Below are 22,343 nucleotides of genomic sequence, written 5' to 3'. Positions count from 1 at the left end.
AATAATGAAGGGGGGGGGGTTAAGGACTAGTGATGTCCTTCACAGCATCCCCCACCATTTCCACCACAGCATCCCCCTTCTTTGTGATGGTGATCACCACTGCCACAGCCACATCCACCACCCATTGCTATAAAATCAGCGTCAGTTGCTTCTCTTATCCCCTTAATTGTCACATCAAATACAAGAGTTTTTCCTGCTAAGGGATGATTATAATCAATCATCACTGTTTTATCATTAAAACTCTTAACAATCACCTGCACACTTCTTCCATCTTCACCATGACCAAAGAGTGTCATGCCTTCTTTTAAATCAATCCCTTCAAATTGCTCTTTTGGAACTTCTTGCAAAAACTCAATACGGTATGTCCCATAAGCATCTTCTGGAGCTATCACAATTTGCTTTGTCTCTCCCTCGCTCATCCCCTCAATTCCTTTTTCAAGCCCAGCAATAACTTGAGAGGATCCCATTAAAAACTCTAAAGGCTCTGCTCCAATATTTTCATCAACAACTTCATTTGTTTCTTGATTTTTTACACGATACTCAATCGCAATCATTTTTCCATTTTCAACTTTATTCATCTTTTTTTTCTCCTTTTATTTTTCTTTCAATGGCCTTGGCTTGAGCTGCTTCTTTACTTTTTGGATAATGAGCAATTAGACTCTGTGCAAAGGTTAAAGCACTTTTATTATCATTTAATGCTTGAAAAGATTTTATCGTATGCAAAAGCAATACAGGCATATAACTTGCCTTGTCATTTAAAACTGCACTTTGTTTGTAATAAATAATCGCATCATTATATCTGCCTTGTCTAAAAGCAATTTGCCCTAAGAAAAAACTGCTTTCAGCCTTTTCATATCCTTGCTCTAATAACCAAGCAAAACGCACTCTTGCATCATCAAAACTCTTTCCCCAGTACATACTTTTAGCTTCTTTAAAAACCTCGGGCTTTTTTTGTGGATTTTTAAAAGCATTACGCTCTTGAATCTTACGACGCTCCTCATACATTTTTTCAATTTCAACACTGAGTTTTTGAATATTTTCTTGATCTTTTGCAATAACCTCAGCTTGCTTGGCAAACTCTTCTCTTACACTTTGAAATTCTTTTAAAACCAAATCATTTAATACGCTCCCCACTTGAGAGACTTCTTTAATCTTTTCACCCAATCCATCAAGAGAAATCATGGCATTCCGATAATTTTGCTCATTTTGACTTTGAGAGATTTTAATTTGCTCAATTTGCTCTTTTAATATCTCAAGTCTTGCACGAGTTTCTTGCATAAAAACATTTTGAGCCTCAAGCTCTTCTGTAAGTTTTTGCACTTTCTGACCCTGTGCATCATAAAGACTCTGAATTCCATACTGCATCTGCTCTAAGGCTTCAAGCCTACCTTGCAAATCGACTATAAGAGAAGAAAGATTTAAGCTTGTATCCTTGAGACTTTTAATATCTTTTTTTGTTACACCGCTTTGACTTTCAAATGCAGAAGGCTCACCTCCCAAAAGAGGTAAGGCTATGCAAAATGCAAAAAACTTATTTCTCAACAACAAAATTGACTCTTCGATTTTTTTGTCTGCATTCTGCATCTAAAGATGTTGTACATACTGGCTTTGTTTCCCCAAAACTAATAATTGCTATCCTATCTTTATGCACTCCTCTTACAATTAAAGCATCTTTAACAACTAATGCTCTCTTTGTCCCTAAAGCAAAATTATATTCATCACTTCCATAAGCATCAGTATTTCCTTCAAGCAAAACCTTGACTTCTGGGTAGCTTTTGAGTAAATCCACATTGAAATTCACTTCATCAAACATTTCTTTTGAAAGGGCAAAAGAATCAAAGGCAAAATAAATAATTTTCAAATCTTTTGGATTAAAAGGTTTTTTTGTAGGTGTATACTCCTCTATCACCTCTACAACTTCTGGTATTGCCTCCTCTTCCTTCTCTTGAGGCTCGGACTGGGGTTGCTGTATTGCAATAGATGAGCTACTTTGTGAAGAATCAACTTTTTTGCCCCCACAAGCAATAAACAAAAGACTTAATAAACAAAAAAACAAAATTCTCATTCTATTCCCTCCTGCTTACCAATCAAAAGACTGGATTTTTAATTTTGAAATTGGAAATAAATAGGTTTTATTATATCTCAATCTTACAATTCCCAAAGCACTTTGGTGCTGTGTGTTTTTAAGAAACATTACATTCTGTCCATCTCTTGAAAATCTAGGCATTTGGTTTGCACCATTGACAGTAATCCTTCTAATTTCAGAAGATCCTGGGGCAATCATATACAGATTAAATGTACTTGCACCAAATTCATTTTTTTCTTCACGACTTGAATAAACTACATAGTCTCCATTTGAAGTTGCAGAACTATTGTTTCGTCCATGAAAAACAACTTGCTCTACCCCGCTCCCATCTTCATTCATCATGAAAATATTAGGATAACCTAGACGATCTGAAATAAAAATAATCTTCTTATTTTTATCAATAAAATTACCTCCAACATCAATTCCGGGATAATTTGTTAAACGCTTTGTACTTTTTGCTTCCAAATCATAAAGATAAACATCGGCCTGTGAAATTGGTGACATACTGACAAGAATTTTTTTACCATCACTGCTCACATCAGAAACAATAGCAATTCCTTGGGAGCTTAAAATACGATCAAATTTTCGTGTATCAAGATTGTATTTAAGAATTGTTGGGCGATCAAGATATTTGGTGAAATAAATACTTGTTTGTTCACTATCTGCCCATTTTGGAAAAATATTTAAACCGTCATTAATAATACTTTTTTGATAACTCAATGTGTAATCAGCTACAACAATTTCGCTTTTTGAGGGAGCAAGCAGTTTTGAAAAAATGACCTTTCGATTCATCCAAGCAATGCTTGGAGCTTTAAGATAATTATTCACATCATTAGCCATTGTATGTGAGACAAAGGGATAGAGATCATTTTCTTGCAAAATATAGCTTTTTTGAAGCACTCTCTCTTTTGCATTGATATCATACAAATAGAGATTAAAACGATCTTTCTCTTGTGTCATTTCTACAAGCATATCTATTCTTTGTGTCTGATAATATGTGTAATTTGGATTGTTATCATTTTTATTCTGTGTCAAAACTTTAAAATTCCCACTCACTTCCAAATCTTTAGCAACAAGATTAAAAACTTTATATGGAAGTCCTGTTCCATAAACATTAACCATCACATTGGGTAATTTCTGTCTTGTTTTAACAATCTCAAGCTTTGCATCAGCTCCATAACCTATGCAAAATAAGACAAATAAGGATAAAAAAACTCTATTCATTATTTTGCTCCTTTGTTTTAAATACGACCTCAATATCTGCTCTTCTTCCCTTAGGATAGGGAGGAAAATTCTCTTTTGTTAAAGATTGCAATAATCCTTCCATATAAGCGTTATAAGAGGCATTTTTAGAGTATGTAATAATACGATAAGAAAATTTACCTTCATCAGTAATACTAATATTTACAACAATTGCCACAGATTCATAAAAATGATTATTCCACTTTGCATACAAGATCTTTTTGACTTCTGCAAACCATTGATCATATTTTCCCTCAATCATATCTTGTGGGCTAGGACTTGTAACTTCAAGCTCTTTTTCCCATATTTGCTCTAAAACATTTTTTAGCTTTGAGGTTTCCTCTTGAATATCTTGATTATTTTTCTCATAAGTGTATTCCTTGCTTTGAATACTATTTGCAGAGAAAGTTGGGCGAGAATCCTCAATAATTTCTTCTTCTTGTACAAGTGACAAATCACGATCAACCTTTTCAAAAAGCTTTTTTACATCAGTTCCTACAATAGGTGATGATTTTGATAAAGGCGATGAAGTTTTAGGCTTAATCTCTTCTTTCGTGGTCATGGGCTTGGGATTGGGTTTTGTTTGAGGCACAGGTTGTTTTTTGGGCTGGGATTGCTTTGACTTGGCTTGAGGGGCTTGTGCAATAAGCTCATCAATTTGAATGAATTCAATTTGAGTTTTATCTTTTGCAGTGTATTTTTCTTGAAATTTAGGCAAAAGTGCAAAAACCAACCCCAAAAGTACACATAGCTCTAAAAAGCCAGCACAAAATGCACTCCATATTAATCGTCTATTCATACACTATCCACTAGTTACAAGAGAGGCTCGACTAAATCCTGCTTCTTTAACACTTTTGAGAATATAAACCACATCATCATAAATCAAATGTTTATCTGCAGTAATATAAACAGGTGTTGTTTTTTTTATTTCTTTTGCAAAGAGTGCGAAATTATCTGGAAAAGAGGTGAAGTCATACTCTTTGCCACGGATAAGAATTTTTTTTAGTTGAGTGACTTGAATTTCAATGATCGATTCTTCTTGAGCTTTTGTTGTTTTTGACCCCTGCGGTAAGGCAATATCTTCACGGTAAGAAACAGTAGGAATTGTGACCATCAAAATTGCCAAAAGCACAAGCATAATATCCACTAAAGGTGTAATATTAAGCTCTGGTGTTTCATCAAAATCATGCATTCTTAAAACCTTAATTGCTGAGAATAATCTTTCTTGGAAAGTAAATAATCTAGTTGCATCTGTAAGACAATATTAAGCTCATAGCATTTTCTTTTAAGGATAAGGTGAAAACTATAGGCAGGAATTGCTGTTAAAATACCTGCTGCAGTTGCAATCAAAGCTTTTGAAATCACTGGAGCAACAGTATCAAATGCAACCTTACCTTCTCCTCCACCAAGATAAGAAAAAGCCTCTAAAATCTCAACTACAGTTCCAAATAGACCTACAAAAGGTGCTGTTGAGGCAACAATTGCCAAAAGTGTTAATCCCTTAGAAGAATCTTGGAGAAGTTTTTGCTTCCAAATATGCATCACTTCTTTGTTCACTTCATCTTGTAAAATTCCCTTAATTGCATTCATAGATTGAGGCAATTTAATATCACCAGCAATCAAGGAATTAAGGGATTGGTTTTCTTCTTTATTGCTTTTAAGCAATTGTGAGAAACGATAAAAAAAGGTCCAAAGTGTCAAGAAGAGATAAAATGCTAACCAACACAATACAATAACGCTAATAGTTGAACTATTGTGCAAAAAATTCAAAATTAACTCCAACATTGGATTTATGTCCTCCTTGCCATAGAATCAATTTTATACATTGCACTTGCAAGAAATGCTTCATCACTTGATGCCTTTCTTAAAAGATCTTTGGCTTTTTGCAATGTTGTTGCAATGCTTCCAGAACCAATAGCTACTGCACCATTTGCTAAAATATCCACACTCTTACCATCAACTTTTGCATATCCCCAATCAATTGCAACATATTCTTTTTCATCATTGCATTTAATAATCTCAATCACCCCACTTTTAAGCAAGGACATCAATTCACTATGAGCATATTGCACGCCAAATTCACCTGCCTCACCAGGAAGGGTAGCACTCTTGACTTGATCATCAAAAATCAACCCCTCAGGAGTTACGATACTCACTCTAATCTTGTCCATCAATCATTCCTTAAGAATTCATTTTTTGGGCTTTTTCTAGCACCTCATTGATATTCCCCACCATATAGAAAGCATTCTCAGGAATATCATCATATTTCCCTTCCAAGATTCCTTTAAATCCTTCAAGTGTTTCTTCAAGTGTGACATATTTTCCTGGACTTCCTGTAAACACTTCGGCAACAAAGAAGGGTTGAGAGAGAAATTTCTCAATTTTTCTAGCACGCTCAACAACTTTCTTATCCTCTTCACTGAGCTCATCCATTCCAAGAAGAGCAATGATATCTTGAAGATCTTTATACTTTTGGAGAACTTGTTGCACTCCTGTTGCAATAGCATAGTGCTCTTGTCCTACAATTTGTGGATCAAGCACTCTTGATGTTGAGTCAAGCGGATCTACTGCTGGATAAATCCCCTTCTCAGCAATCTTTCGATTTAATACTGTTTTTGCATCAAGATGCGAAAATACTGAAGCTGGAGCTGGGTCAGTAAGATCATCAGCAGGAACATATACAGCCTGAACGGAAGTAATCGAACCTTTTTTGGTGGATGTAATTCTCTCTTGAAGTTTTCCCATCTCACTTGCAAGTGTAGGTTGATATCCAACCGCTGAAGGAATTCTTCCAAGCAGTGCTGACATTTCTGCACCTGATTGGGCATATCTAAAGATATTATCAATAAACATCAAAACATCAAGACCTTTTTCATCTCTAAAATATTCAGCCATTGTAAGACCTGTAAATGCAATTCTATTTCTAGCACCTGGTGGCTCATTCATTTGTCCATAGCATAGCGCTACCTTATCAAGCACGCCTCCTTCTTTCATTTCATGATAAAGATCATTTCCCTCTCTTGTCCTTTCTCCAACACCAGCAAACACTGAATAACCACTGTGTTTATAGGCAACATTATGGATAAGCTCCATAATAACAACAGTTTTCCCTACACCAGCACCCCCAAAAAGACCCACTTTTCCCCCCTTAAGATAGGGAGCAAGCAAATCAACAACTTTAATTCCTGTTTCAAACATTTCAGTCTTTGTGCTTTGTTCCTCAAAACTTGGAGCACTTCTATAAATAGGCCATTTTTGCGCATCATTAATTTGCGCACCCCCATCAATGGCTTCACCAACAACATTAAAAATCCTTCCAAGGACTGCCTCACCCACAGGAACTTCAATCATACTCCCTCTAGCTACAACCTCTTGCCCTCTCATAAGCCCCTCAGTCATATCCATTGCAATTGTTCTTACAACTTGATCCCCAAGTCCTGCTGCAACTTCAAGAACGAGAGATTTTTTTACACCCTCAACCTCATAGCACACATCAAGCGCCTCATTGATTAAGGGTAAATAGTCATCAAATTTAACATCAACAACAGGTCCCATCACCTGAATAATTTTTCCAATTTTTTTACTCACATTTTCCTCCTTATTTTACTTCATTGCTTCAACACCAGCATTGATCTCAACAAGCTCTGTTGTAATCGCCTCTTGTCTTGCTTTGTTGTATGAAATTGTTAAACTTCTTACTAAATTTCCTGCATTGCTTGTTGCAGCCTCCATTGCCTGAACTCTTGCACTATGCTCAGCAACAAGAGAATCAAGGAGTGCATAATAAAGATTGTAATTAAGATATTGCTCTGAAAGATCTTGCAAAATTTGTTCTTGCTCATCTTCTACATCAGCACTCAAAACAGAATATTCCTTACCTTGGATATCCTTATGTGCAATAAAGGGCAAAATCTTCTTAATTTTGACTTCTTGAGAAATCACACTCTTAAATCCATTATGAATCATCAAAACTTCATCAGTTTCACCGCGAATAAAATCATCAACAGATTTTTTTAAAAATTCTACAGCCTTCTTGTAATCTGGGGTTGATGAAAGATCTTTAGCCTCATCAAAAATAGGAATATGATTAAATTGAAAAAAACTTATACCCTTTTTTCCAATTCCCCTTAATCTGACTTTAATATTTTTATTTTGATAATGCTTAATGAGTGTCATTACTTCTTTGATGACTGATTGATTAAAAGCACCGCATAAGCCCTTTTCAGCAGTAATAAAAATAATATCTACAACCTTAACCTCTCTTTGTTTAGACGCTTGAAAGATTGGGATATTCAGATTCTCAAAACCCACATTTGCAACTCTTTGAACAATTTCTTCAAACACTTCAGAGAGCTTTGTAGCAAATACTCTTGCTTGTTTAGCAACCTCTTCAGCTTTTTTAAGCTTAGAAGCAGAAACAAGTTTCATAGCTCTAGTGGTTTTTTGAGTATTTTGAACACTCCCAATCTTTCTGCGAATCTCCTTTAGATTCCCTCCCATCTGCTCGTTTCCTTAGTTAAAAAATGACATTTTAAAATCTTCTAGGGCTTTTTTAAGCTCGGATTGAATACTCTCATCAAGTGCTTTTTTCTCTGCAATTGCAGTAAAAATTGTAGGATATTTATCCTCAATAAATGCATAAAGCTCTGTTTCAAATTGTGTAATTTGAGAAACACTAATATCATCAAGATATCCGTTAGCACCAGCATAAATAATGACAATTTGCTTCTGTATTGGAAGTGGAGAATAAGGAGGTTGTTTAAGTACTTCAACCATTCTTTGTCCTCTCTCAAGCTGTTTCTTACTTGTCTCATCAAGATTTGATGCAAACTGTGCAAATGCTTGAAGTTCACGATATTGAGCCAAATCAAGTCTTAAAGTACCTGATACTTGTTTTGTAGCCTTAATTTGTGCAGCTCCTCCAACCCTTGAAACCGAAAGTCCCACATTGATAGCTGGACGAATTCCTGAGTAAAATAAATCTGTTTCAAGAAAAATTTGTCCATCAGTAATTGAGATCACATTTGTTGGAATATAAGCTGAAACATCTCCAGCTTGAGTTTCAATGATAGGCAATGCCGTAAGAGAACCTGCTCCAAGAGCATCACTTACCTTTGCAGCACGCTCAAGCAATCTTGAGTGCAGATAGAAAACATCTCCAGGAAATGCTTCACGACCTGGAGGTCTTCTAAGAATGAGTGACATTTCACGATATGCTATAGCATGCTTGCTTAAATCATCATAAACAATCAATGCATGCTTTGCATTATCTCTAAAATATTCACCCATTGTTACACCTGTATAAGGTGCTAAAAATTGCATAGCAGCAGAATCTGAAGCAGATGCATTGATTATGATTGTATACTCCATTGCCCCATGCTCTTCAAGTCTTCTGACAACTTGTGCAACTGTTGATTCTTTTTGACCAATTGCAACATAGATGCAAATGACATCTTGTCCTTTTTGATTGATAATTGTATCAACTGCAATTGTAGTCTTTCCAGTCTGTCTATCACCAATAATAAGCTCCCTCTGTCCTCGACCGATAGGTACAAGTGCATCAATTGCTTTAATGCCTGTTTGAAGTGGTTCATGAACAGATTTCCTATCCATAATTCCAGGTGCCTTTTCTTCAACAAAACGATACTCTCTTGTATCAATTGCACCTTTTCCATCAATGGGTTCACCCAAGGTATTAAGAACTCTTCCCACAAGACACTCACCTACAGGAACTTTCATCAAACGATGCAATCGCTTAACACTCATCCCCTCTTTAATACTCTTTCCATTCCCTAAAACCACAACCCCAACAAAATCTTCCTCTAAGCTAGAAGCTAGACCAATGTCTCCACTTTCAAACTCAACCATCTCATAGTACATAACATTTTTAAGACCATAAACCTTTGCAACACCATCAGCGTATGTTAGGACTTTGCCCACCTCATCGATTTTGAGATCCATTTGAAAATGGCTAATCTTCTCTTTGATAATTGAGCTAATTTCTTCTGCTTTGATTTTCAACTTATACTCCTTTTTTAAATGTGTCTAAAATATATTCTTTAAGATGCTGGATGAATGCATTTTGAGAGAAAGAAATCTCTAAATCCAAATCCTCAATGACGCATTTTATTCCATCTTTTTCCCATAGTTTTTGAACGATTTGAACTTTTCCACCGACCTTTGATGAAAGAGTAGTGCTAATTTTTTCCAACAAATATGCTGATGTTTTTGTTTGAGAATAAAGCACTGCTTGATAAATCTGTTGTTTTGATGCAAAGATATCTATCATTTTGTTCAAGACATTAGGCAATATCTTTAATCTCCCTGCATTACTTAAAACTTCAATTCCAGAATGCACCTCCCTAGCTTCAATATTTAAAATTTCTAAAACAACTTGAGATTTTTTTTGAGAATGAATAAAAGGATTATGCAATAAGGCTATAAAATCTTCTTGAGCATATAATGCTTTGATCTCCTCATATTTTTGCAACAACTCTTTACACTTCTCTTCACCCAATACTTCAATAAAAGCTTGTGCATATCTCAAACTCAAAGTATTTTTCATAATTCTATTCCTTTAGCAATGACTCGAGCATAATATTCATCATCATGCTTTAAGTCCTTACAAATACAATCTAGACTTCTTTTAACTTCTTCTTGAATGATTGAACGTTCAACTTGTTGAAGTTTTTCTTCATTTGCAGCAACAACCATTTTGATATCCTTATCTAATTTTTCTTCATACTTTTGAGAAATAAGATAAGAATCTTTTTTTGCTAAAGCAATGATTTCTGCTGCTTTATTTTTTGCATCCTCAAGAGATTTTTTTATTTTTTCTCTTTCTCTTTTGACATGCTGCTCTTCTTCTTGAGTACGATTAAATTCCTCAGAGATTCTCTCTCTTCGATTGATAAAAATTTGTTTAATTCTTGAAGAACCAAAATACCAAAGGATCAAAAAGAAAATAATAAAATTAATCAATCTCTCTATAAAATCACTTTGTGTAAAAGAAACTTCAGATCCAAAAAGTCCAATACTCAATATTCCCACCAGTAGTAAAACTTTACTCATTGAATCTCTCCTAGTGATGTAAATTTTACTTTAACTTCTGTATTAAGTGCATTTTGGGTTTTCTCAAGTTCCGAACGAATGACAACTTGTTTTTCCTTAAGTTCATTAAGAGAAGTCAAATAACGCAAATCAAGTTCTGCTTTTGTTTTTTCAAACTTCTCATCATAAAGGGCTTGTGCTTGACTTGTAGCAAGATCTCTGATTTGTTTAGCTTCATCTTTTGCTTCCATGAGTACTTGCTCAATTTGGGCTTTTAACCTTTGTATTTCCGCTTTTTTCTCCTCAATCCCTTGTGCGTTTTCACCCAAAAGACGCTCTCTTTGTTGCATAAATGCTAACATTGGGCGATAAAGCCAAATATTAAGAATAAAAATGAGTAGCAAAAAGGTAACAAAGACCAATAGCATCAAAAATGGATTTAAATCTAAACTCAATTCCTACTCCTATCCTTTGAAATATACATTATAAAATAATATCTAAAAAAGAGAGAGATTAGCCCTACTTTATCAATTTTAGGAGTGTTTTAATCTCTTCTTGACTCTTAAAGTGAATAGTAAGTCTTCTATCATTGAGTGAAAAATTTAATTTATTTTTTTCTAATAAATTCTTAAGCTCCAAACTTTCTTGTGAAGGATTGGTGATTTCTTTTTTGTTCTGCTTTTCTTTAGATGTTTTAATATTTTTAATCATTGCCTCAACATCGCGTACAGAAAGATTTTGCCCCACGATAGAATGAGCAATTTTTTTTTGATTCTCTTCATCAAGTGAGATCAATACCTTTGCATGTCCTTGAGCAATCTTTCCCTGAATGATCATTTCTTGCACATCTTTGCAAAGATTGAGTAATCTTAAAGTGTTGGTAATTTGTGCTCTTGATTTTTGAAGACGCTCTGCTAATTCTTCATGAGTGAGACTATAAATATTAATCAATTCTTGATAGGCATAAGCAAGATCAATAGGATTGAGATCCTCTCGCTGAATATTCTCAATCAATGCAACTTCACGCAAAAGAGAAGGGTCAATATCTGCAACAATGGCTTTAATCTTTGTAAGACCAAGACTTTTGCTTGCTCTTAATCTTCGCTCTCCTGCAATTAAAACATACTTATGAGCATCTTTATAAACTAAAATAGGTTGCAAGAGTCCATATTCTTTAATGGAATTTGCCAAATCCTCTAAACTCGCATCATCAAATTGTTTTCTAGGTTGATAAGGATTGGGGACAATAGAGTGAATATCAAGCTCAATTACACTTTCTCTTTCATCTCCTATACTTTTCTCATAGGCTTCTTTGACCTCTCCTAAAATCTCACCCAATCCTCTACCTAATGCCATTTTCTTATGCTTTGCCACTGCCCACTCCTTTGAGAATTGCTTTTGCTAAATCTTGATAAGCAATACTTCCATTTGAGCGATAATCATAAAGTAAAATAGGCTTACCAAAGCTTGGCGATTCTGCAAGCTTAACACTTCTTGGAACCAAAATGTGAGTTTTTCCTTTTTTAAACAATGATTGATCAAAATGTTGTGTTAAATCAGCCAAGACTTGCTTTGAAAGATTATTTTGCAAGGAATACATTGTGGGCAAAAAACCTCGAATCACTAAATCTGGATTACTCGAATCTTTAAGCAATTTAATTGTGCTTAAGAGTTGTGCCAATCCTTCTAAAGCAAAAAATTCACACTGAATAGGGATAATCACAGAATTTGCAGCACTTAAGGCATTAATTGTAAGAGGTCCAAGTGCTGGTGGAGAATCTATAACAATAAAATCATATTGACTCCTCACCTCTTCAATCTTTTTTTTCAATAACAATTCTCTTCCTGATCCTCGTTTATTGTAAAACTCTTTTTCAATCCCGACAAGACCAATATTTGAAGGTGCAATAAAAAGTGTAGGCATATCTGTTTTTTGAATCACTTCATGAAGTTTTTTACTTCCCACAAGAACATGATAAATATCAAATTCAATTTCATTTCTTCTTAAACCAAGGCTTGTTGTTGCATTTGCTTGCGGATCAAAATCAATAAGCAAAACTCTCTTTTTTGCATTAGCCAAGGAAGCAGAAAGATTGACTGCTGTTGTTGTTTTCCCTACTCCTCCCTTTTGATTGGCAATTGCAATAACTTCACACATAATCCTACCTTAGAGAATAAATTTTTTGATTATCAATCATAATTGCACCATCCTCACATAAAACAGCATCTCTAAAAGAAATTTTTTGATTGTGATGATGAAAATAATATGAGAAATTCTTGTGAAATTTTAACTTGTATTTACTGAAAATTTCCTTCCAAGTTGGAAAGCTGAATAAAAATTCTAAAAATTCTTGCACAAAGGGCTGTTTTTGCGTCTCTAAAATATGCAAGTCAAGTTGCGCATATGTTTGACTTTCAAGATTAATTCCAATTCCACAAATACAGTTTTCTCCCACACACTGCGTCAAGATCCCACCAATTTTTTTCTCTCTTATATACAAATCATTTGGCCATTTTAGCCATATAGATTTTGATCCCTTATCAAGTAAAAATTCCTCCATAACTTCCCCTAAGTATAAAGAAAGAGATTGGATAGGTAAATCTTTAGGCAGGTCCTTCTTTTTAAATGCAAAGGAAAAAAGCAATGCTCTCTCTACTCTATCCCAAGCATTTCCTCGACTTCCCCTACCTTGGGTTTGAGAGTTTGCCATTACACAAATTGGAAGTTTTGGGGGATGCTCACTTTTAAGCAAAGTCAGTGCATAATCTTGAGTTGAATGAATTTCTTCAAAAACAAAAAATCTTAGCAAAACACCTCTCCAACCCCCAATCTTTTACCTCTTACATAATCTAGTGCTTTCATTTTTTGCTTTGAGGGAGGTTGAACTTCAAAAAGTTTTAAAATACCATCTCCACAAGCCACTCTCACCTCCTCTTGTCCGATTTCTTCGATTCTTCCAACTTCTTGCATACAAGAAGAGTAAATAAATTCTGCCCGAATAATTTTTAATCCATTTGCAAGAAAAACGCTAGGCCATAGACTAAAAGCCAAAAGCTTATTGACAATGATCTTTCCGCTAGAAAAATCCACACGCCCCTCTTCTTTTTTGATTTTTTTACAATAACTTGCATCACAATGAATTTGTCTCATTGGCTCAATCTCTTTAAGCTTATCTAAAGTTTTAAGCAATAATTTTCCTCCCAGTTTTGCCATTTGCTCTAAAAGAACCTCTAAAGGAAGATTGCAAGAAGAAAGCAAGTAGCTCAGTGCCATAATATCACCGCTATCCATTCCTTCATCCATCTTCATCACACTCACTCCAAAATTTTTTTTATCCTCTAAAATCATTTCCTGTAAAGGAGAGGCACCTCTGAGCAGGGGGAGAAGAGAGGCATGAACATTTAAACATAATTTTGCATTTAAAAAACTTGGAGGAAAAAACTGTCCAAAAGCTACAACCACAAATACTTCTGCACCAAGGATTTCAAGCTTTTGTAAAAGTGTGTTCTCAAGTTTTTCAGGCTGAAAAAGTGGAAAATTTTTATGAAGCGCAAATTCTTTAACTTGCGAGGGTTTAAGTTCTTGCTTTCTACCAAAGGGTTTATCAGGTTGAGTAATGACTGCAACAACTTCATACACTTCAGATACTTGTTGCAAAATAACTCGTGCAAAAAATGGAGTCCCAAAAAAGGCAATTTTCATTTCTGTTCCCCAAAGATTGTCCCACTCTCTTGAATCCCCTCTAAAAGAAGTCTCTCAAGTATCTCTAGCTTTTGTCCATTGCAAAGAAACATTCTCTTTCCTCTTTGAATTAAAAAATCTGCTGCAATCAATTTAGTGACAATTCCACCCGTAGCAAAATGTCCATGGGGATCATAATTGGTTTTAAGATTTTCTTCTGGGATAAAACTCATTGTTTTAATCAATTTTGCATCAGAATATTGATGGGGATTTTTATCATAATACCCATCAATATCACTTAAAATCACTAATAAATCTGCATCAAAATAGTAAGCCACATGAGCACTTAAACGATCATTGTCCCCAAACTTAAGTTCTGCTGTTGCAAGCGAATCATTTTCATTAATAATAGGCAAAACTTTATTTGAGAGTAAAATTTCAATTGTATCCTTTGCATTTTGTGTGCAACTTCGTGAATCAAAATCATGTCCACAAAGTAAAATCTGAGCATTAAGAATAGAATATTTTTCAAAAACTTTACGATAAGTTTCAAGCAATAGAGGCTGTCCAATACTTGCTAAAGCCTGTTTAGAGGCAATCTTACTTTTATCAAGCCTAAGTTTAGTGTAACCACTCGCCACAGCACCAGAGGTTACAAGGATAATTTCAAATTTTTTAGAGAGTCTTGCAATACTTTGGGCAATGCGCTCAATAGCCTCTATCCAAATTTTCTCCCCATCACTAAGATTTGAAGTTCCAATCTTTATGACAATTCTTTTCATTGCTCACTCTCTTTTAAAGATTTAGAAAGAAAAAGTTTGAGGGTGGAAAGATTAGTGCTTAATGCTGAAGAGATGGGGAGGACAAAAAGAGCATGGTGTGGTTTTTCAAGCTCAAACTCTCCCCTTATTCTCTCAGCAGCATATACACTTCCTTTATATTCAAGTTGGGGTAATTTTAAGAATTCCAAAAATTCCTTAATTTGTAAGGACAAATCCCCAGCAATATCAATTTTACTTAATACAATCCCAAAAGGACGAATGCTAAGCTCTTGTGAAAATTTCTCTAACTCCACTCTTAAATATTCATACTGCTGAATTAAAGTGCGATAATTTACACAATCTAAAACAAATAAAAGCATCTTGGTTCTCTCAATATGGCGTAAAAAATCAATTCCTAATCCCCTTCCTTCACTTGCACCATCAATAATTCCAGGAATATCAGCCATCACAAAGCTATCAAAATCACCCACATCAACAACACCTAAATTCGGTACAAGTGTTGTAAATTCATAATTTGCAATCTGGGGTTTTGCATTTGAAAGAGCAGAAATTAAAGTCGATTTCCCCACATTTGGGAATCCTACAAGTCCAACATCAGCAATAAGTTTGAGCTCTAAGCGTAAATGGGCTTTTTGTCCAGAAATACCTTGTTGTGCATAAGTTGGACGTTGATTGACTGAGTTTTTAAATCTTGCATTGCCTAGTCCTCCTTTTCCTCCTTCAAATAATAAATGTCTCCCCTCTTTCAAATCCAAAAGCAATTCTCCATTTTCTTCATCAAAAACTTGCGTTCCAGCAGGAACTTTAATAATTAGATCCTCCCCACTTCGCCCTGTTTTGTTCTTCCCCTCACCAGGTCGGCCATTTTCTGCTTTATAGTGTTTAGCTCCTCGAAATTTTGAGAGAGTATCACTATTGTTATCAACTTCAAAAAATACACTCCCTCCTCTTCCCCCATCTCCCCCATCAGGCCCACCTTGAATGACAAATTTTTCTCTTCTAAAGCTTACAGCTCCTGCCCCTCCTTTTCCTGAAGAGACAAAAATATCTACACAATCTACAAACATTCTTTTAATCCTATATTTCTAAAATTATTTCCTAAGCTTTCTTGTAACTCTTCCAAAAGTGCAAAGCGTTTCTTATACATTGACCGTTTTTGACTTGGAATCTCATTTAAATCTTTTCTCTTTACATCAATAAGTTTGTAATACTCTCCATCAAGTTCTCCCCCCAAATCTTTCCACATTTCATCATAATCTACAAAATAATTTCTTTTACCCAAGGGTTTATAGCGAACTTGTTGGGTTTGCCTCACTGCTAGAATAGTTGAATCCCCCCAAAACTTCCCTAAAATCCTTAATGTTTCTAAAAGAAGATTCTGAGGTCGAATCCCAAAATTCTTCTTTGTACTCTCCTTGATTTTATTTCGCACTTCTTGGGTATTGCCAAGACCTTGCATACAGGGAATAAAAATTACCCTCTTACCCCTAAAAGGAGCAAAGGCAATTGAGCAGTGATAAAAGGTTAATCCATCGCTTCTTAATCTTATAGCCAAAAACCCCTCCTCAAATGCTCCGTTAAAAGTCAGAACACATTCTAACCCCCAAGACAGAGTATAAACCACTACCTGCTCCCCATTAAGAAGTCTGTAAAAAAGTTCATCACTCAACAATTCTTCGATTGCAATAAGATTATATTTGATATATTTCAATCTCTCTGAAGCACAAAATTTTGCATTTAAAAAATCTTTACTTACAATCCAGTAGTCTTGGCCCAAATGCTTAGAAAACAAAGCAATTCTTCTGGGGTGCTGATTGACAAAATCTACAAAAGGACTGATTTGTTTTCTTGCTAAAAAATTACGAAGAGTAAAACGAATATATTGTTTAAAAAAATAGGATTTGCTCTCAAAACCTATCCGATCGCTGAGTTTTCCAAAGAGTGCAGAAAACTCAGGCCATCGGTATGTCATTTGCCAACCTAAAAAGTGGATTAAGCAGGATAAACAGAAACTTTCTTTCTGTCCTTACTTTTTTGTTCAAATTTTACAACACCATCAATTAATGCATAAATTGTATGATCTTTTCCCATACCTACATTATTTCCAGCATGTACTTTTGTTCCTCTTTGTCGAATAATAATATTTCCTGCTCTAACAAACTGGGATCCAAATTTTTTAACGCCTAAGCGACGACCTGCTGAATCTCTATTATTTTGTGTACTACCCTGACCTTTCTTGTGAGCCATATCTTACTCCTTCCTTATCCTACAATTTTAATAATTCTAATGCGAGTGAAATCTCTTCTAAAACCTCTTTTGACTTTGCTGTCTTTTCTTCTTCGTTTTTTAAAGGTAATCACTTTTTTTGCTCGCCCCTCATTGATGACTTCCGCCTCAATAAGAGCACCTGAAATAAAAGGGGTTCCTAACTTACTTTTTTCACCATCTACAATTGCAAGTACTTCTTGCAATTGTATCTTTGACTTTGGCTCAAGGCTCATTTTATCAAGAAGAATGATATCTCCCTCTTGCACCTTGTATTGTTTGCCTCCATTCTTAAACACTGCATACATCGTTGCTTCCTTGGGTTTTAATTTAACTCTTTTTATAAAGCACAGAGTCAGTGCTGCTGCTCCTAGCTTTCACTAAAAACAAAGTTCAGATTATAATATTTTTTGTCTATTTTTCGAAATAAAAATGATAAATTTCTCAAACTCTTTATTTTGTTTTTTAAGGAATTCTTTTTGCTGTCGATGTAGTTTTAGTAAAATGGAAGTTGCTATATTTAATTAGCAATATAAGGGTGATTAAAGGATGGATAAGTAAAATGCGTGTAACTTTTGGGACAAAATACAACCAAATCAGCGGTTCACAAGATTCTTTACAATCAAGATTAAATGAACTGAATGCAAAAATTGCATCTGGGAAAAAGATTCAACACAGCTATGAAGACAGTCGTGTTTATAATAAAGATCTCCAACTTGGCTATCAAGAAACTACACTTCAGCAAAATATTGATGTTGCACGCAATGCTTATAACAATACAATCAACTCTGATAAGGCACTCCAAGAGCTCTCAAAAGCTATCCTTGATTTTAATACAAAACTCTTACAAGTTGCCAATCAACCCCAATCCCCAACTTCAAGAGCTGCCATTGCAAATGAGCTTGCCGTTCTTAAAGCCCATATGATGAATATTGCTAATACTTCGATTGGAGGAGAATATCTTTTTGGTGGAACAAAGATTAAAAATCCCCCCATTGGACAAGATGGACAATATAAAGGCAATAATCAAAAACTTGAAGCTGTTATTGGTCCCAATGTTATGATCCCTTATAATATCCCTGGAAGCGATCTCTTTTTAGGGAATGACAAGGACTATAGCACTTCTGTTACAGGAAATATTAAAAAATACAATCAAAGCAAACTTCACCCAAATATTATGGATAAACTCAATAAAGATGAGGTTCCTACAGAGGTATTTATCAAATCAACAGACACATTGCGTGATTTAATGGGTGACAATGATGACATTACCAGCAATGATGAACCTATGACTTTTTATTTACGTGGAATCCGTCCAGATGGGAGTCGCTTTAAATCTAAATTTACACTTGAGCAATCTTATATTTCTCCAGATAATGCAACAAAGGTGAGTGATTTGCTTGATCGCATTGGAAGAGAATTTGGAAATAATCAAGCCTCAAAGGTAGTTGATGTAACACTGAATCCTTGGGGGGAGATTGAGATCAAATCTCTTGTAGATGGAAGTTCAAATCTTAGCTTTAATCTTATTGCAAGTAATAAAGATGTTGATGATGTGAGCACTCTCCCAACTCTAGGGGCAAAGGTTATAAGCTTTCAGAAAAGCCCATATATTAGCAATAAACAAATTTCTTCTATCCAGAGTCTTCTAGATACTTATAAGCAATATCAAGTCGAAATTCCTGTAACTTTTATTTCTCAAAAAACAAAAGTTCCAGCAAATAGCAATACGGATTTAAGCGAAATCTTTGATTCAGAGATTTTCAGCATTCACTTTGATGGCCAATTTAAAGATGAAGATAAAAAACCACAAGTTCTTACTTTCAACACCAAAGATGCAAAAATCATTGATGTTCTTAAAGATATTGAAACTTTTTATCAAAATAATGGATATAACGTCCAAGCTGAAATTGCCAATGGAAAGCTCTTGATTATAGATTTGGATGCAAAGAAAAATAATGTTGCATCAAAAATCAACCTTACACTTTCTACCGCAGATAAAAATAATTTCCTCACCAATGGAATTAAAACTGATTTTCACAATACATATGATGATGTATTCTTTGAAAAACATGGCTCAAAACTGACTTCCAATATCTCTCAGGTTATCTTAGGAAAAGATGGATATGCCACAGATGAAACAAGACTTATAGATGTGGCTGGAAATCTTGAGGGAAAAACCTACACGCTTCATCTTAAAGATCATAATGGCGTAGAAGTAAAGGCAAAGATGCTTTTTGAAAAAGCAGGATGCTATCTTGTACTGCCTTCAAAAGATTCTACTCCTCAAAATCTTAAAGAATACAAAATCCCTATTGTTAATCTTAATGAAAAGGGTAAGGCAAGCATTGCACGCCCTGAAAATATTTCTTATCGACAACTTATGGACACGCTTGCTATTGCCCTAAATTATTCCAATCAAGATGAGGCAAGATATCAAAAATTGCTTAATAATCCTGAAAACTACAGCGTAGAACAGAAAGAACTCTATGAAGAGATCAGCACACAGGCTGCTAGTCGCATAGAGATTATGCTCAATGAAAATGGGCAAATTGAAATCCACGATCGCACAAGATCAATGAGTAATATGGAATTTTCAATGTCAGATACTCAAAGTGATGATTTTTCTCAAGAGAGTATCAGAGAGACAGAAAATGGCTTATTGCTTCATGCCAATAATGCCCTCACAATTGACAAGCCTCAAATTAATTTCTTTGATTCTTTAGATGTTGCAATCAAAGCAGTTAGGGATGGAATCTACCGACCTGATGAATTCCCCACCTCTTACAATAGCAATATGAGAAATATTGGGATTCAAAATAGTCTTAATGCCCTTAAGCATCTAGGTGATCATGTAGAAAAAATGATTGCTCTTAATGGTTCTTATGGAAAGAGTTTTGAATCCTCTATTACAAAAAATGAGGTTTTAATGAATCAGGTGCAAAGTTTAAGAGGAGAGAATATTGGGGCAGATATTGCAGAGGCTTATAATAAATTTTCTAATCTTAGCACCAACTATGATGCGGTCTTAAATTCATCAAGCAAAATTCACAAAATGTCAATTCTTGATTATGTTTAACAAAATATTAAAATCACAAATAGTGTGATATAATCGCTTAAATACATCTTAAAATATAAGGAAACATAATGAGAATTTTGATCATTGAAGACGAACCAACACTCCATAGAACACTCAGTGAAATACTTAATGAGTTTGGCTATCAAACTGATGTTGCAGAGAGTATTAAAGATGGGGAATACTTCTCTGGAATTAGAAACTATGATCTTGTGATTATGAATTATGTCTTACCTGATGGAACTGCAACTGACTTAATTCCTTCTATCAAAGATGCAATGCCTAAAACTCCCATCATTGTTTTATCATCTAAAAAGGTCAAAGAATATGAAATTACGGCTTTAAAAAAAGGTGCTGATGACTTTATTGTTAAACCAATTGACTTTGATATCTTGCTTGCAAGAATTGAAGCACACTTAAGATTTTGGGGTAATTCTGCAATCGAGATTGGCGATCTCTCAATCAATCCAACAGAAGAGCGTGTAACTTTTAAAAATAAAGGATTAGAAGTTAAGGGTAAGCCATTTGAAGTTCTCACTCATCTTGCACGTCATAAAGATCAAATCGTTTCAAAAGAACAGCTCTTAGATGCAATTTGGGAAGAGCCTGAGCTTGTAACTCCAAATGTTATTGAAGTAGCGATTAATCAAATTCGACAAAAGATTGACAAACCTTTGGGAATTACAACCATTGAGACTGTAAGAAGAAGGGGTTATCGCTTCTGCTATCCTAAGAAGAAATAATAGAAGATTCTCCTAGCAAGACTTTCTTGCTAGCTATCAAACTCCACAATCACCATCCCCATAAAAACTTTTCCTCTATAGATTTCAACCCTATATTGTTTTTGTGCAATATCAATGGAATATGCTTTTATCATTGATGTAAGTTTGACATTAAGATTAGCTTCAGTGGAAGGATTGTTATTGGGAGAAAATCCAATAATATTAACCCTCAAATGAGAATCTTTAGGCAAAACAACCTTAAAGTTATTTTTCACTTTAAGAATTTCACCTACTCTCACTTCTTTTCTTTCTCCATCAACTTCGAAATCTAGGGTAATTTTCTCTTTAGAAAATTCAAGATACAGCGGAGAGAATTGGGTAACAACACGATTACCATATTTAAGCAAAATAACATTATTTTTTTTAAGCATTCCCACAATATAATGATTAGATTTTATAGCGATACTGGCAATATCTTTAGAAGGGAGCGGAAAATATGAAATCTTTTTTTTTAATCCCATCATAGGAAGCGTAATTAAATCTGTAATTTGAATCCTTGCATTTTTATCATCAATAAGTTTTTGAACATTTTTAGGTGTTAATGCAAAATTACGATCAAATTTAACCCCAATCGTTTCTAGCATTCCCTCAATAGCCAAAAGATGATAATACACGCGCTCGGCAACAGAGAGGTTTTTGCTGGCTTCATTGGCTATTGCCCCCTTATTATTTTGCACAGCAAAAAATGTAAGACTCTTTTCCATCTCCTTATCTTCTTTTGCTGTATGGGTATTTCTCACACGATATAGATGCAAATCTTTAAGTGCATTTTGATTGATATGCTTAACAATATTTTGAGAATAGTGCAGTAAATCTCCATACTTTGCGCCATTTAATTTTGCTTGATCAATAATGGAACAGTTTCCCCAACGATTGGGGTTGAGTGTATTTGAAATAAATTTTTCCCTATAAAAACCACTCCCATCATGGAGATGAAAAATAAATTCAATTTCATCATCTAAAATAATCTTTTTTAAGCGCTCAATGATCGGATATTCAGGATCATTAACTTGAAGTGTTTTAAATTTACGATTCATATCTCCATAAATCCCACGATGATTTTGCAAAATGCTATGAGCATTAAGATTGGGAATTACCCATACTTCACCCTGCTTAATTGTATAGTGTTGCAAAAAAAGATTAAGAGCATTAAACCCGCCAGGCTCATCTCCTTGAATCCCCCCAATAAGAAGAATATGTGGGGAAGTTTTGGATTGTGAAGACATCTTAATTAAACTAAAATCAATCACTTCTGCGTTTAAAGATAAACAGAGCCATATCATAAATATTAAATTTCTCAAATAAAATCCTAGTCATAAAATATCAATCAAATATTATCAATAAAACCAATAAAAAAATACCCAACAAAAAGAAGGAA

General features: G+C 34.6%; 26 protein-coding genes. 2 read left to right on the top strand and 24 right to left on the bottom strand.

What is annotated here, in order from left to right; translation table 11 throughout:
- Positions 1 to 26 precede the first annotated feature (26 nt).
- The 23 genes from CQA62_RS05795 to rplU all read right to left on the bottom strand — a co-directional run bounded on the left by CQA62_RS05795 (position 27) and on the right by rplU (position 17,415).
- On the bottom strand, positions 27 to 578 hold the full coding sequence (locus CQA62_RS05795; protein WP_104724981.1) for an FKBP-type peptidyl-prolyl cis-trans isomerase: 552 nt from the start codon (positions 576 to 578) through the stop codon (positions 27 to 29).
- Positions 571 to 1,542, bottom strand: a complete 972-nt coding sequence (locus tag CQA62_RS05790) for a tetratricopeptide repeat protein (RefSeq protein WP_126498367.1) — start codon at positions 1,540 to 1,542, stop codon at positions 571 to 573. Before CQA62_RS05790 ends, CQA62_RS05795 begins: the two co-directional genes overlap by 8 nt.
- Positions 1,532 to 2,065, bottom strand: coding sequence for an OmpA family protein (locus CQA62_RS05785; RefSeq protein WP_104724979.1), 534 nt, complete (start codon positions 2,063 to 2,065; stop codon positions 1,532 to 1,534). Before CQA62_RS05785 ends, CQA62_RS05790 begins: the two co-directional genes overlap by 11 nt.
- A gap of 15 nt (positions 2,066 to 2,080) precedes the next feature.
- Positions 2,081 to 3,310 (bottom strand): Tol-Pal system protein TolB, encoded by a 1,230-nt coding sequence (gene tolB / locus CQA62_RS05780; RefSeq protein WP_104724978.1) that lies wholly within the window; start codon positions 3,308 to 3,310, stop codon positions 2,081 to 2,083.
- On the bottom strand, positions 3,303 to 4,127 hold the full coding sequence (locus CQA62_RS05775) for a TonB C-terminal domain-containing protein (protein ID WP_104724977.1): 825 nt from the start codon (positions 4,125 to 4,127) through the stop codon (positions 3,303 to 3,305). Before CQA62_RS05775 ends, tolB begins: the two co-directional genes overlap by 8 nt.
- 3 nt (positions 4,128 to 4,130) lie before the next feature.
- Positions 4,131 to 4,520 carry a biopolymer transporter ExbD gene (locus tag CQA62_RS05770; RefSeq protein WP_104724976.1) on the bottom strand — a complete coding sequence of 130 codons (390 nt, stop codon included), beginning with the start codon at positions 4,518 to 4,520 and terminating at the stop codon, positions 4,131 to 4,133.
- A gap of 2 nt (positions 4,521 to 4,522) precedes the next feature.
- On the bottom strand, positions 4,523 to 5,113 hold the full coding sequence (locus CQA62_RS05765) for a MotA/TolQ/ExbB proton channel family protein (RefSeq protein ID WP_104724975.1): 591 nt from the start codon (positions 5,111 to 5,113) through the stop codon (positions 4,523 to 4,525).
- A gap of 5 nt (positions 5,114 to 5,118) precedes the next feature.
- A complete protein-coding gene (gene atpC / locus CQA62_RS05760) occupies positions 5,119 to 5,499 on the bottom strand; it encodes an ATP synthase F1 subunit epsilon (protein WP_104724974.1) in 381 nt (126 codons plus the stop codon).
- Positions 5,500 to 5,509: 10 nt separating this feature from the next.
- Positions 5,510 to 6,916 carry a F0F1 ATP synthase subunit beta gene (gene atpD / locus CQA62_RS05755; RefSeq protein ID WP_282956590.1) on the bottom strand — a complete coding sequence of 469 codons (1,407 nt, stop codon included), beginning with the start codon at positions 6,914 to 6,916 and terminating at the stop codon, positions 5,510 to 5,512.
- Positions 6,917 to 6,931: 15 nt separating this feature from the next.
- A complete protein-coding gene (gene atpG / locus CQA62_RS05750; protein ID WP_104724973.1) occupies positions 6,932 to 7,828 on the bottom strand; it encodes an ATP synthase F1 subunit gamma in 897 nt (298 codons plus the stop codon).
- Positions 7,829 to 7,840: 12 nt separating this feature from the next.
- Positions 7,841 to 9,349 carry a F0F1 ATP synthase subunit alpha gene (gene atpA / locus CQA62_RS05745; protein ID WP_104724972.1) on the bottom strand — a complete coding sequence of 503 codons (1,509 nt, stop codon included), beginning with the start codon at positions 9,347 to 9,349 and terminating at the stop codon, positions 7,841 to 7,843.
- Position 9,350: 1 nt separating this feature from the next.
- Positions 9,351 to 9,893, bottom strand: coding sequence for a F0F1 ATP synthase subunit delta (locus CQA62_RS05740; RefSeq protein ID WP_104724971.1), 543 nt, complete (start codon positions 9,891 to 9,893; stop codon positions 9,351 to 9,353).
- On the bottom strand, positions 9,890 to 10,399 hold the full coding sequence (locus CQA62_RS05735; protein ID WP_104724970.1) for a F0F1 ATP synthase subunit B family protein: 510 nt from the start codon (positions 10,397 to 10,399) through the stop codon (positions 9,890 to 9,892). Before CQA62_RS05735 ends, CQA62_RS05740 begins: the two co-directional genes overlap by 4 nt.
- A complete protein-coding gene (locus CQA62_RS05730) occupies positions 10,396 to 10,833 on the bottom strand; it encodes a F0F1 ATP synthase subunit B family protein (RefSeq protein WP_104724969.1) in 438 nt (145 codons plus the stop codon). Before CQA62_RS05730 ends, CQA62_RS05735 begins: the two co-directional genes overlap by 4 nt.
- A 64-nt stretch (positions 10,834 to 10,897) precedes the next feature.
- Positions 10,898 to 11,752, bottom strand: coding sequence for a ParB/RepB/Spo0J family partition protein (locus CQA62_RS05725; RefSeq protein WP_104724968.1), 855 nt, complete (start codon positions 11,750 to 11,752; stop codon positions 10,898 to 10,900).
- Positions 11,739 to 12,536: a ParA family protein gene (locus CQA62_RS05720; RefSeq protein ID WP_104724967.1), complete on the bottom strand. Its 798-nt coding sequence runs from the start codon at positions 12,534 to 12,536 to the stop codon at positions 11,739 to 11,741. Before CQA62_RS05720 ends, CQA62_RS05725 begins: the two co-directional genes overlap by 14 nt.
- Positions 12,537 to 12,540: 4 nt before the next feature.
- Positions 12,541 to 13,188 (bottom strand): biotin--[acetyl-CoA-carboxylase] ligase, encoded by a 648-nt coding sequence (locus tag CQA62_RS05715; protein WP_232006782.1) that lies wholly within the window; start codon positions 13,186 to 13,188, stop codon positions 12,541 to 12,543.
- Positions 13,182 to 14,081 carry a methionyl-tRNA formyltransferase gene (fmt, locus tag CQA62_RS05710; protein ID WP_104724965.1) on the bottom strand — a complete coding sequence of 300 codons (900 nt, stop codon included), beginning with the start codon at positions 14,079 to 14,081 and terminating at the stop codon, positions 13,182 to 13,184. The genes CQA62_RS05715 and fmt overlap by 7 nt, the downstream gene beginning before the upstream one ends.
- On the bottom strand, positions 14,078 to 14,842 hold the full coding sequence (proB, locus tag CQA62_RS05705; protein WP_104724964.1) for a glutamate 5-kinase: 765 nt from the start codon (positions 14,840 to 14,842) through the stop codon (positions 14,078 to 14,080). The genes fmt and proB overlap by 4 nt, the downstream gene beginning before the upstream one ends.
- Positions 14,839 to 15,909, bottom strand: coding sequence for a GTPase ObgE (gene obgE, locus CQA62_RS05700; protein ID WP_104724963.1), 1,071 nt, complete (start codon positions 15,907 to 15,909; stop codon positions 14,839 to 14,841). Before obgE ends, proB begins: the two co-directional genes overlap by 4 nt.
- A complete protein-coding gene (locus CQA62_RS05695) occupies positions 15,900 to 16,814 on the bottom strand; it encodes a VirK/YbjX family protein (RefSeq protein ID WP_104724962.1) in 915 nt (304 codons plus the stop codon). The genes obgE and CQA62_RS05695 overlap by 10 nt, the downstream gene beginning before the upstream one ends.
- Positions 16,815 to 16,834: 20 nt before the next feature.
- Positions 16,835 to 17,089 carry a 50S ribosomal protein L27 gene (gene rpmA, locus CQA62_RS05690; RefSeq protein ID WP_104724961.1) on the bottom strand — a complete coding sequence of 85 codons (255 nt, stop codon included), beginning with the start codon at positions 17,087 to 17,089 and terminating at the stop codon, positions 16,835 to 16,837.
- Positions 17,090 to 17,103: 14 nt separating this feature from the next.
- Positions 17,104 to 17,415 carry a 50S ribosomal protein L21 gene (rplU, locus tag CQA62_RS05685; protein ID WP_104724960.1) on the bottom strand — a complete coding sequence of 104 codons (312 nt, stop codon included), beginning with the start codon at positions 17,413 to 17,415 and terminating at the stop codon, positions 17,104 to 17,106.
- A 254-nt stretch (positions 17,416 to 17,669) separates the two neighbouring features.
- On the opposite strand from rplU, the gene flgL reads away from it, so the two are divergent.
- Both flgL and hsrA read left to right on the top strand, forming a co-directional pair.
- Positions 17,670 to 20,186 carry a flagellar hook-associated protein FlgL gene (gene flgL / locus CQA62_RS05680; protein ID WP_104724959.1) on the top strand — a complete coding sequence of 839 codons (2,517 nt, stop codon included), beginning with the start codon at positions 17,670 to 17,672 and terminating at the stop codon, positions 20,184 to 20,186.
- Positions 20,187 to 20,254: 68 nt separating this feature from the next.
- Complete coding sequence (gene hsrA, locus CQA62_RS05675; RefSeq protein WP_104724958.1) at positions 20,255 to 20,926, top strand: homeostatic response regulator transcription factor HsrA; 672 nt, start codon at positions 20,255 to 20,257, stop codon at positions 20,924 to 20,926.
- Between the two features lie 29 nt (positions 20,927 to 20,955).
- On the opposite strand, the gene CQA62_RS05670 is transcribed toward hsrA, so the two are convergent.
- Positions 20,956 to 22,266: a M99 family carboxypeptidase catalytic domain-containing protein gene (locus tag CQA62_RS05670; RefSeq protein ID WP_232006781.1), complete on the bottom strand. Its 1,311-nt coding sequence runs from the start codon at positions 22,264 to 22,266 to the stop codon at positions 20,956 to 20,958.
- Positions 22,267 to 22,343: the final 77 nt, after the last annotated feature.

Source organism: Helicobacter cholecystus, from assembly GCF_003364215.1.
GTDB lineage: Bacteria > Campylobacterota > Campylobacteria > Campylobacterales > Helicobacteraceae > Helicobacter_G > Helicobacter_G cholecystus.
The sequence above is the reverse complement of the archived record's forward strand: the minus strand, read 5'-3'. Positions and strand labels throughout refer to the sequence as shown.

What these genes read in the sequence shown, in the direction of transcription:
- rplU (WP_104724960.1), bottom strand. Translation starts at nt 17,415, where the DNA reads ATGTATGCAGTGTTTAAGAATGGAGGCAAACAATACAAGGTGCAAGAG.
- CQA62_RS05770 (WP_104724976.1), bottom strand. Translation starts at nt 4,520, where the DNA reads ATGCATGATTTTGATGAAACACCAGAGCTTAATATTACACCTTTAGTG.
- tolB (WP_104724978.1), bottom strand. Translation starts at nt 3,310, where the DNA reads ATGAATAGAGTTTTTTTATCCTTATTTGTCTTATTTTGCATAGGTTAT.
- CQA62_RS05740 (WP_104724971.1), bottom strand. Translation starts at nt 9,893, where the DNA reads ATGAAAAATACTTTGAGTTTGAGATATGCACAAGCTTTTATTGAAGTA.
- obgE (WP_104724963.1), bottom strand. Translation starts at nt 15,909, where the DNA reads ATGTTTGTAGATTGTGTAGATATTTTTGTCTCTTCAGGAAAAGGAGGG.
- flgL (WP_104724959.1), top strand. Translation starts at nt 17,670, where the DNA reads ATGCGTGTAACTTTTGGGACAAAATACAACCAAATCAGCGGTTCACAA.
- rpmA (WP_104724961.1), bottom strand. Translation starts at nt 17,089, where the DNA reads ATGGCTCACAAGAAAGGTCAGGGTAGTACACAAAATAATAGAGATTCA.
- CQA62_RS05720 (WP_104724967.1), bottom strand. Translation starts at nt 12,536, where the DNA reads ATGTGTGAAGTTATTGCAATTGCCAATCAAAAGGGAGGAGTAGGGAAA.
- CQA62_RS05695 (WP_104724962.1), bottom strand. Translation starts at nt 16,814, where the DNA reads ATGACATACCGATGGCCTGAGTTTTCTGCACTCTTTGGAAAACTCAGC.
- CQA62_RS05765 (WP_104724975.1), bottom strand. Translation starts at nt 5,113, where the DNA reads ATGTTGGAGTTAATTTTGAATTTTTTGCACAATAGTTCAACTATTAGC.
- atpG (WP_104724973.1), bottom strand. Translation starts at nt 7,828, where the DNA reads ATGGGAGGGAATCTAAAGGAGATTCGCAGAAAGATTGGGAGTGTTCAA.
- atpC (WP_104724974.1), bottom strand. Translation starts at nt 5,499, where the DNA reads ATGGACAAGATTAGAGTGAGTATCGTAACTCCTGAGGGGTTGATTTTT.
- CQA62_RS05775 (WP_104724977.1), bottom strand. Translation starts at nt 4,127, where the DNA reads ATGAATAGACGATTAATATGGAGTGCATTTTGTGCTGGCTTTTTAGAG.
- fmt (WP_104724965.1), bottom strand. Translation starts at nt 14,081, where the DNA reads ATGAAAATTGCCTTTTTTGGGACTCCATTTTTTGCACGAGTTATTTTG.
- CQA62_RS05795 (WP_104724981.1), bottom strand. Translation starts at nt 578, where the DNA reads ATGAATAAAGTTGAAAATGGAAAAATGATTGCGATTGAGTATCGTGTA.
- CQA62_RS05735 (WP_104724970.1), bottom strand. Translation starts at nt 10,399, where the DNA reads ATGAGTAAAGTTTTACTACTGGTGGGAATATTGAGTATTGGACTTTTT.
- hsrA (WP_104724958.1), top strand. Translation starts at nt 20,255, where the DNA reads ATGAGAATTTTGATCATTGAAGACGAACCAACACTCCATAGAACACTC.
- CQA62_RS05785 (WP_104724979.1), bottom strand. Translation starts at nt 2,065, where the DNA reads ATGAGAATTTTGTTTTTTTGTTTATTAAGTCTTTTGTTTATTGCTTGT.
- proB (WP_104724964.1), bottom strand. Translation starts at nt 14,842, where the DNA reads ATGAAAAGAATTGTCATAAAGATTGGAACTTCAAATCTTAGTGATGGG.